Raw genomic sequence first — 339 nt, 5'->3', positions numbered from 1 at the left:
GTTTGCTTGTGTAGCCGCTTAAGAAATGGTACATCGCCTGTTCGCGCGTCAGCTTGCTGATTGGCGGCAGGACGCCGAACGCATCAGCCGTCAAAAACACGATCGTGGACGGATGGCCGGCGACGCTTGGGTCGACGATGTTTTTGATCGCTTGAAGCGGGTAGGCGGCGCGCGTGTTTTCCGTCAGCGTGCCGTCGTCGTAATTCGGCACCCGCGTCGCGTCGTCGAGGACGACGTTTTCGAGCACCGCGCCGAAGCCGATGGCGTCAAAAATTTGCGGCTCTTTCTCGCGCGATAGGTTGATGCATTTCGCATAGCAGCCGCCTTCGATGTTGAAAA

General features: G+C 58.1%; 1 protein-coding gene. It reads right to left on the bottom strand.

All coding sequences use genetic code 11. The annotated features are described in order from the left end of the window. Positions 1-339 (bottom strand): phosphoenolpyruvate carboxykinase (ATP) (locus tag DBV35_RS29565; RefSeq protein WP_117434503.1); only part of this gene is annotated, 339 nt, incomplete at both ends.

This window comes from Acuticoccus kandeliae (assembly GCF_003073115.1).
This window is presented reverse-complemented; position numbering and strand designations above follow the sequence as displayed.